This window comes from Streptomyces sp. NPDC044061, from assembly GCF_056434305.1.
Genome location: NZ_JBWKFL010000002.1, coordinates 43,542 through 51,443, shown reverse-complemented (window position 1 = coordinate 51,443; position 7,902 = coordinate 43,542). Strand labels below are relative to the sequence as shown.

At 72.3% G+C, this 7,902-nt stretch carries 4 protein-coding genes; 2 read left to right on the top strand and 2 right to left on the bottom strand.

What is annotated here, in order from left to right; genetic code table 11:
• The first annotated feature begins 1,072 nt into the window (after positions 1-1,072).
• Positions 1,073-4,072: a bifunctional [glutamine synthetase] adenylyltransferase/[glutamine synthetase]-adenylyl-L-tyrosine phosphorylase gene (locus tag AC07CM_RS02665; RefSeq protein WP_478874498.1), complete on the top strand. Its 3,000-nt coding sequence runs from the start codon at positions 1,073-1,075 to the stop codon at positions 4,070-4,072.
• Here AC07CM_RS02665 and AC07CM_RS02660 read toward each other — a convergent pair.
• Positions 4,054-4,914, bottom strand: a complete 861-nt coding sequence (locus AC07CM_RS02660; RefSeq protein WP_478874497.1) for a phosphatase PAP2 family protein — start codon at positions 4,912-4,914, stop codon at positions 4,054-4,056. The two genes, AC07CM_RS02665 and AC07CM_RS02660, sit on opposite strands and share 19 nt — an antisense overlap.
• A 108-nt stretch (positions 4,915-5,022) precedes the next feature.
• Positions 5,023-6,066 carry a LacI family DNA-binding transcriptional regulator gene (locus tag AC07CM_RS02655; protein WP_478874496.1) on the bottom strand — a complete coding sequence of 348 codons (1,044 nt, stop codon included), beginning with the start codon at positions 6,064-6,066 and terminating at the stop codon, positions 5,023-5,025.
• 451 nt (positions 6,067-6,517) lie between these two features.
• On the opposite strand from AC07CM_RS02655, the gene AC07CM_RS02650 reads away from it, so the two are divergent.
• The gene (locus AC07CM_RS02650; RefSeq protein ID WP_478874495.1) at positions 6,518-7,789 is read left to right on the top strand and encodes an extracellular solute-binding protein; all 1,272 of its coding nucleotides are present in this window, start codon (positions 6,518-6,520) and stop codon (positions 7,787-7,789) included.
• Positions 7,790-7,902: the final 113 nt, after the last annotated feature.

Here is a 7,902-nt window from a genome sequence, read left to right as displayed (position 1 = left end):
GCAGGCGCTGTCGGACCCGGCGTCGGCACAGGGTGGGACCGCGCAGGCGCACAGGCGGGGCAGGCCCCGCACTCGCGTACGGCGGGCAGGGGACGTGTCGGGTCGTGTCCGCCCGCAGCGGCCGGCGAACATCCCGGTTCACCTCTTCGAGGACCAGTCCGCCGGACCGAGGACGGATACCACCCGGCGCGGCCCCGACCCCCAACCCACCCTGGGCGGGCCGCAAGCCCCCACCCACCCGACACGGGCCGCCGCAGGCAGGACCGGACCACGCACCGGCGCAAGGCCCCAGGCGAGGCCGGAGCTCGGACGCCGCAGGCAGGCGAGGTGGACGTACCGGCTCGGGCGCCGCAGGCAGGCGATGCCCCCGACCGGCACGGGCCCAAGCAAGCAAGGCCGACCCCGCACCCCACCGGGCCGCCGCAGGCAGGCAAGGCCCCCGTCCCCCCGGAGCCCACCCAAGCGTCGCAAGCACGCACTGGCTCAGGCGCTGTCGGCAGGCGAGGTGGACGTACCGGCTCGGGCGCCGCAGGCAGGCGAGGTGGACGTACCAGCACGGGCCCAAGCAAGCAAGGCCGACCCCGCACCCCACCGGGCCGCCGCAGGCAGGCAAGGCCCCCGCCCCCCCGGAGCCCACCCAAGCGCCGCAAGCAGCACCGGCTCAGGCGCTGTCGGCAGGCGAGGTGGACGTACCGGCTCGGGCGCCGCAGGCAGGCGAGGTGGACGTACCAGCACGGGCCCGAGCAAGCAAGGCCGACCCCGCACCCCACGGGGCCGCCGCAGGGAGGCAAGGCCCCCGCCCCCCCGGAGCCCACCCAAGCGCCGCAAGCAGCACCGGCTCAGGTGCCGTCGGCAGGCAAGGCCCCCGCCCCCCGGAGCCCACCCAAGCGTCGCAAGCACGCACTGGCTCAGGTGCCCGTCGGCAGGCAAGGACCCCGTACCGGCTCAGGCCCCGCGAGACAAGGCCGGACCACGCACCCCACCCGCCCAAGCGCCGCAGGCACACGCGCGGCCCCCCGCCGACTCCGGATAGGCTCTCGCCAGGACGACCTGGATCCAGGGGAGGCCGAGGATGACGCCGGGGCGCAGGAGCAGTACCTTCACGCGACTGCTGCGGCACGGCTTCACCGACCCCTCGGCCGCCGAGCGCCTCCTGGACAGCGCCGAGCTGGCCCCCGTCCGGGACGACCCGGTCCTCCTCGAGGCCCTGGGCGCCACCGCCGACCCCGACCTCGCCCTGCACGGCCTGGTCCGGCTCCTGGAGGCCCAGCCCGGCCCCACCGCCCACCGCGAACTGCTGGACACCCTGACAGCGGCCAAGCCGCTGCGCGACCGCCTGCTCGGAGTCCTGGGCGCCTCCGCCGCCCTGGCGGACCACCTCGCCCGCCACCCGAGCGACTGGCAGGCCCTGGTCACCTACGAGCCCCGGGACCTCCACCGCGGAGTGGAGGAGTTCGAGCGGGGCCTGGCCGAGGCCACCGACCCCGTCTCCCTCCGCGTGGCCTACCGCCGCTGCCTGCTGTCCATCGCCGCCCGTGACGTCTGCGGCACCATCGACGTCGCGGAGACCGCCGCTGAACTGGCCGACCTGGCCACCGCCACCCTCCGCGCCGCCCTGGCCCTCGCGGCCGCAGCCGCCCCCGAGGACGCCGCAGCCTGCCGCCTCGCGGTGATCGCGATGGGCAAGTGCGGCGGCCACGAGCTGAACTACGTCTCCGACGTGGACGTGATCTTCGTGGCGGAGGCGGCCGAGGGCGCCGACGAGGGCAAGGCCCTCAGATCCGCCACCAAACTGGCCTCGCACATGATGCGGATCTGCTCCGAGTCCACCGTCGAGGGCTCGATCTGGCCGGTGGACGCCAACCTCCGCCCCGAGGGCCGCAACGGCCCCCTCGTCCGCACTCTCAGCAGCCACCTCGCCTACTACCAGCGCTGGGCCAAGACCTGGGAGTTCCAGGCCCTGCTCAAGGCCCGCCCGGTGGCCGGCGACAGGGACCTCGGCCAGGCCTACATCGACGCGCTGGAACCCCTCGTCTGGAAGGCCGCCGAACGCGAGAACTTCGTGGCGGACGTACAGAAGATGCGCCGCCGCGTGGTCGAGAACATCCCCGCGGCCGAGATCGAACGCGAACTGAAGCTCGGCCCCGGCGGCCTGCGCGACGTGGAGTTCGCCGTACAGCTTCTGCAGTTGGTGCACGGCCGCACCGACCCCTCCCTGCGCAGCGGCACCACCCTCGACGCCCTCCAGGCGCTCGCCGCCGGCGGCTACGTGGGCCGGGAGGACAGCGCCCGCCTCGACGAGGCCTACCGCTTCCTGCGCTCCATGGAGCACCGTATCCAGCTGTACCGGCTGCGCCGCACCCACCTGGTGCCCGAGGCCGAGGCCGACCAGCGGCGCCTCGGCCGCTCCCTCGGCCTGCGCACCGACCCGGTGGCCGAACTGAACCGCGAGTGGAAGCGGCACACCGGGGCCGTACGACGGCTGCACGAGAAGATCTTCTACCGCCCGCTGCTCGACGCGGTCGCCCAACTCGCCCCCGGCGAGGCCCGGCTGAGCGCCGAGGCGGCCCGCGAGCGCCTCGTCGCCCTCGGCTACGCCGACCCGGCGGCCGCCCTGCGCCATCTGGAGGCGCTGGCCTCCGGAGTCACCCGCAAGGCCGCCATCCAGCGCACCCTGCTGCCCGTGCTGCTCGGCTGGTTCGCCGACTCCGCCGACCCGGACGCGGGCCTGCTCAACTTCCGCAAGGTCTCCGACGCCCTCGGCAAGACCCCCTGGTACCTCAGGCTGCTCAGGGACGAGGGCGCGGCTGCCGAGAACCTCGCCCGCGTCCTGTCGGCGGGCCGCCTCGCCCCCGACCTCCTCATGCGCGCCCCCGAGGCCGTGGCGCTCCTGGGCGACGGCGACGGCGGCGGCCTGGAGCCGCGCGAGCGCGCCCCCCTGGAGCAGGAGATCCTCGCCGCCGTGCGCCGCGCCGAGAACGCCGAGCAGGGCGTCACAGCGGCCCGTGGCGTGCGCCGCCGGGAGCTGTTCCGCACGGCCGCCGGCGACATCGTCGGCTCCTACGGCACGGAGACCAGCCCCGCCGAGGCCGACCAGGGCGCCCTGGTGGACCGGGTGGGCGCCGCGGTGTCCGACCTGACCGCGGCGACCCTGGCCGGCACCCTGCGGGCGGTCGTGCGGGACGGCTGGGGCGACACCCTGCCCACCCGGTTCGCGATCATCGGGATGGGCCGCTTCGGCGGCCACGAACTGGGCTACGGTTCCGACGCCGACGTGCTGTTCGTGCACGAGCCGCAGGACGGTGTGGACGAGCACGAGGCCGGGACGGCCGCCAACAAGGTGGTCGCCGAGATGCGCCGCCTGTTGCAGCTGCCGAGCGCCGACCCGCCGCTGCTCATCGACGCCGGCCTGCGTCCCGAGGGCAAGTCCGGGCCGTTGGTGCGCACCCTGAAGTCGTACGAGGCGTACTACCGGCGCTGGTCCCTGGTCTGGGAGTCGCAGGCGCTGCTGCGGGCCGAGCCGGTCGCCGGGGACGAGGACCTGGCCCGCCGATTCACCGAGCTGATCGACCCGCTGCGCTACCCGCAGCGGGGCCTGGACGACGAGGCGGTCCGCGAGATCCGCCGGCTCAAGGCCCGCATGGAGTCCGAGCGCCTGCCGCGCGGCGCCGACCCACGGCTGCACACCAAGCTCGGGCCCGGCGGCCTGTCCGACGTGGAGTGGACCGTCCAGCTGTTCCAGCTGCGGCACGGCCACCAGGTGCCCGGCCTGCGCACCACCCGCACCCGCCAGGCCCTGTCCGCGGTCCGCGCGGCCGGGCTGCTGTCCCCCGAGGAGACGGAGGTCCTGGACGAGGCCTGGGTGCTGGCCACCCGGGTGCGCAACGCGGTCATGCTGGTCCGCGGCCGCGCCGGGGACACCTTCCCCACCGAGCCCCGCGAGCTGGCAGCGGTCGGCCGCTACCTGGGCTACGGCGCCGGGCATGCCGGGGACATGCTGGACGCCTACCGCCGTACGACCCGGAGGGCGCGCACGGTCGTCGAGGAGCTGTTCTACGCGGACGTGACCTGAGCGGGCCGGGGCGCCGGGGCCGCCACCCGCCTCGGCAGGGCGTGGGGCAGGCTGCCGTACCAGAGCCGGGCCACCGAGAAACCGAAGGCCAGGCAGAGGACGCCGCCCACCGCGTCCAGCCAGAAGTGGTTGGCCGTGGCGACGATCACCACGAGGGTGGCCGTCGGGTAGAGCAGCCCCAGCACCCGCACCCACGGCACGGACGCCAGCGCGAAGACCGTCAGCCCGCACCACAGCGACCAGCCGATGTGCATGGACGGCATCGCCGCGTACTGGTTGGACATGTGCTTCAGGTCGCCGGAGGCCATCGAGCCCCACGTGTGGTGCGCCATCACCGTGTCCACGAAGTGCCCGCCGCGCATCAGCCGGGGCGGCGCCAGTGGGAACAGGTAGTAACCGACGAGGGCCACACCGGTGGTCGCGAACAGCACCAGCCGGGCCGCCGCGTAGCGGCCGGGATGCCAGCGGTAGAGCCACACGAGGACACCCAGCGTGATGACGAAGTGCAGGGTGGCGTAGTAGTAGTTCATGCCGACGATCAGCCAAGACACGGCGTTCACGGCGTGATTGACCGACTCCTCGACGGCGACGCCCACATGGTGCTCGAGGCGCCAGACCCAGTCGGCGTTGCGCAGCGCCTCCGCCTTCTGCTCGGGGACCGCGTTGCGGATCAGTGAGTACGTCCAGTAACTCACCGCGATCAGCAGGATCTCGAACCACAGCCGGGGCCTGCGCGGCCGGCGTACCCGGTGCAGGAAACCGCGTCTGTCCTCGCCCGTGACGGTCCGCGGAACGGCCACCTCCTCGCGACCTTCCTGCTCTGTCACGGTCGAGTCACTCATAGGCACAGAGTCTGCCAGAAAAGGCTTCCTCGCCAGATCATCCCAAGGTTGGGTCCGCCCCGCACGTCCTACGACATTCGGGGGACATCCAACCCCGATCGCGAACGATCACCCGCGATTGCGGCCATTCCGGTCACCCGGTGCCGAAGCGGTCGAACCGCGCACCACCAGCTCCGGCATGAACACGAACTCGCTGTGCGGTGCGGGCGTACCGCCGATCTCCTCCAGCAGCGTGCGCACCGCCGCCTGTCCCATCGCCGGGACCGGCTTGCGGACCGTGGTCAGCGGCGGGTCGGTGAACGCGATCAGCGGGGAGTCGTCGAAGCCCACCACCGACACGTCCGTGGGCACCTCCAGGCCCAGCTGCCGGGCTGCCCGTATCGCGCCGAGCGCCATCATGTCGCTCGCGCACACCACCGCCGTGCAGTCCCGCTCGATCAGCGCGGCGGCGGCCGCCTGGCCGCCCTCCAGGGTGTACAGCGAGTGCTGGACCAGCTCGTCCTCGACCGTCTCCGGGCTTAGGCCCAACTGGTCCTGCATGGCGCGGACGAAGCCCTCGATCTTACGCTGCACGGGCACGAACCGCTTCGGGCCGAGCGCGAGACCGATCCGGGTGTGGCCCAGCGAGACCAGGTGCGTCACGGCCAGGGAGGTCGCCGCCCGGTCGTCGGGGGAGATGAAGGGGGCCTGCACCTTCGGCGAGAACCCGTCCACCAGCACGAACGGCACGCCCTGCGCCCGCAGCCGCTCGTAGCGCTGCATGTCGGCGGTGGTGTCCGCGTGCAGTCCGGAGACGTAGATGATGCCGGCCACCCCGCGGTCCACCAGCATCTCGGTCAGCTCGTCCTCCGTGGACCCGCCGGGGGTCTGGGTGGCGAGCACCGGGGTGTAGCCCTGCCGGGTCAGCGCCTGGCCGATGACCTGGGCGAGGGCCGGGAATATCGGGTTCTCCAGCTCCGGGGTGATCAGGCCCACCAGGCCCTCGCTGCGCTGGCGCAGCCGTACCGGACGCTCGTAGCCGAGCACGTCCAGCGCGGCGAGCACGGACTGGCGGGTGGTGGCGGCAACGCCAGGCTTCCCGTTGAGGACGCGGCTGACGGTCGCTTCGCTCACCCCCGCCTGCGCAGCGATGTCCGCAAGCCGTGTGGTCACGGCACCGGACTGTACCGGCCGTACCTCGCCTTGCACACCGACGGGACGCCGTGCGCGGGCGCGCGCGCGGCCGGCCGTGGATTGCTGCGTCATCGCACTCCTCGTGCTTCTCGGTGGTGTGGTCGGCTCTCGTGAAGCCGACGTCCCGCTCCGCAAGGGGATGATTCCGTGGGCGGTAACGGATGGCAAGAGCTTGCAGAGTCTTGCACAAGTGTCCGTCAACACGCCTACCGGCTGCGTAACAGGGTTTCGACGGGGTCTAGCCCAGGTCACGGCGAGGTAACCCCCGTGTTCTCTTGCACTTTTTTTCTGCAAGGTCTTTCGCAACGCTTACATCGCTGTTACGTTCCCAGTCGCCCGGCCGCCGCAACGGCGCAGTCGGCAAGTCGCAGAGGCGTCAGACGGGACCGCCTCCTGCACCACTCGGGCTTTTAACCCTCAAGGAGAACTCATGCGGCGTGGCATAGCGGCCTCCGCGCTGGTGGCGTCTTTCGCCCTGGCGGCGACGGCGTGCGGCGGGAGCGACAGCGACAGCAAGTCGGACGGCCCGGTCACCATCACCTGGTGGGACACCTCCAACGCCACCAATGAGGCGCCGACGTACAAGGCACTGGTCGCGGACTTCGAGAAGGCCAACCCGAAGATCAAGGTCAAGTACGTCGACGTCCCCTTCGACCAGGCGCAGAACAAGTTCGACACGGCAGCCGGCTCCAAGGGCGCCCCGGACATCCTGCGTTCCGAGGTCGGCTGGACCCCCGCCTTCGCCAAGAAGAGCTACTTCCTGCCGCTGGACGGCACGGAGGCCCTGGCGGACCAGAGCAAGTTCCAGCCGAACCTGATGAAGCAGGCCCAGTACGAGGGCAAGACCTACGGCGTGCCGCTGGTCACCGACACCCTCGCCCTGGTCTACAACAAGGCCCTGTTCAAGAAGGCGGGCATCACCGAGGCCCCCAAGACCTGGGACGAGCTCAAGTCCGACGCCGCGAAGGTCAAGGCCAAGACCAAGGTCGACGGCTACTGGGGCTCCACCCAGGCCTACTACGCCCAGTCCTTCCTCTACGGCGAGGGCACCGACACCGTCGACGCCGCCGCCAAGAAGATCACCGTGAACTCGGCCGCCGCCAAGAAGGCCTACGGCACCTGGCTGAGCACGTTCTCCGGCAAGGGCCTGCACAAGGCCGACACCACCGCCGACGCCTACGCCCACATCCAGGACGCGTTCGTCAACGGCAAGGTCGCCGCGATCATCCAGGGCCCCTGGGAGATCACGAACTTCTACAAGGGCTCGGCCTTCAGCGACAAGTCCAACCTCGGCATCGCCACCGTCCCGGCCGGCTCCAGCGGCAAGGCGGGCGCCCCGACCGGCGGCCACAACCTCTCGGTCTACGCCGGCTCCGACAAGGCCCACCAGGCCGCGGCGCTGAAGTTCGTGAAGTTCATGACCTCGGCGAAGACCCAGGAGGCCATCGCCCTGAAGAACTCCACGCTGCCCACCCGCTCCGACGCCTACACCGCCCAGGTCAAGGCCGACCCCGGCATCGCCGGCTACCAGGGCGTCCTCGCCGCCGCCCAGCCCCGCCCGGCGCTGCCCGAGTACAGCTCCCTGTGGGGCCCGCTGGACACCGAGCTGCCGAAGATCGCCGGTGGCAAGGAGTCGCTGGACAAGGGTCTGAGCAACGCCGAGCTGGCGATCGCCAAGCTGGTGCCCGACTTCAGCAAGTGAGCCCGCGTGGGCGGCGGGGGCTCCCTCCAGGGGGGGGGGGGTCGGTGGGCGCCCGGCTTTTTCCCGGTCCTCCCCCCCACCCCCCCCGAAGGGGCGGACCCCGACAAGTCACC

Bases quoted from the DNA above. Each gene is read 5' to 3' on its own strand.
- AC07CM_RS02665 (WP_478874498.1), top strand. From the start codon at position 1,073: ATGACGCCGGGGCGCAGGAGCAGTACCTTCACGCGACTGCTGCGGCAC.
- AC07CM_RS02660 (WP_478874497.1), bottom strand. From the start codon at position 4,914: ATGAGTGACTCGACCGTGACAGAGCAGGAAGGTCGCGAGGAGGTGGCC.
- AC07CM_RS02650 (WP_478874495.1), top strand. From the start codon at position 6,518: ATGCGGCGTGGCATAGCGGCCTCCGCGCTGGTGGCGTCTTTCGCCCTG.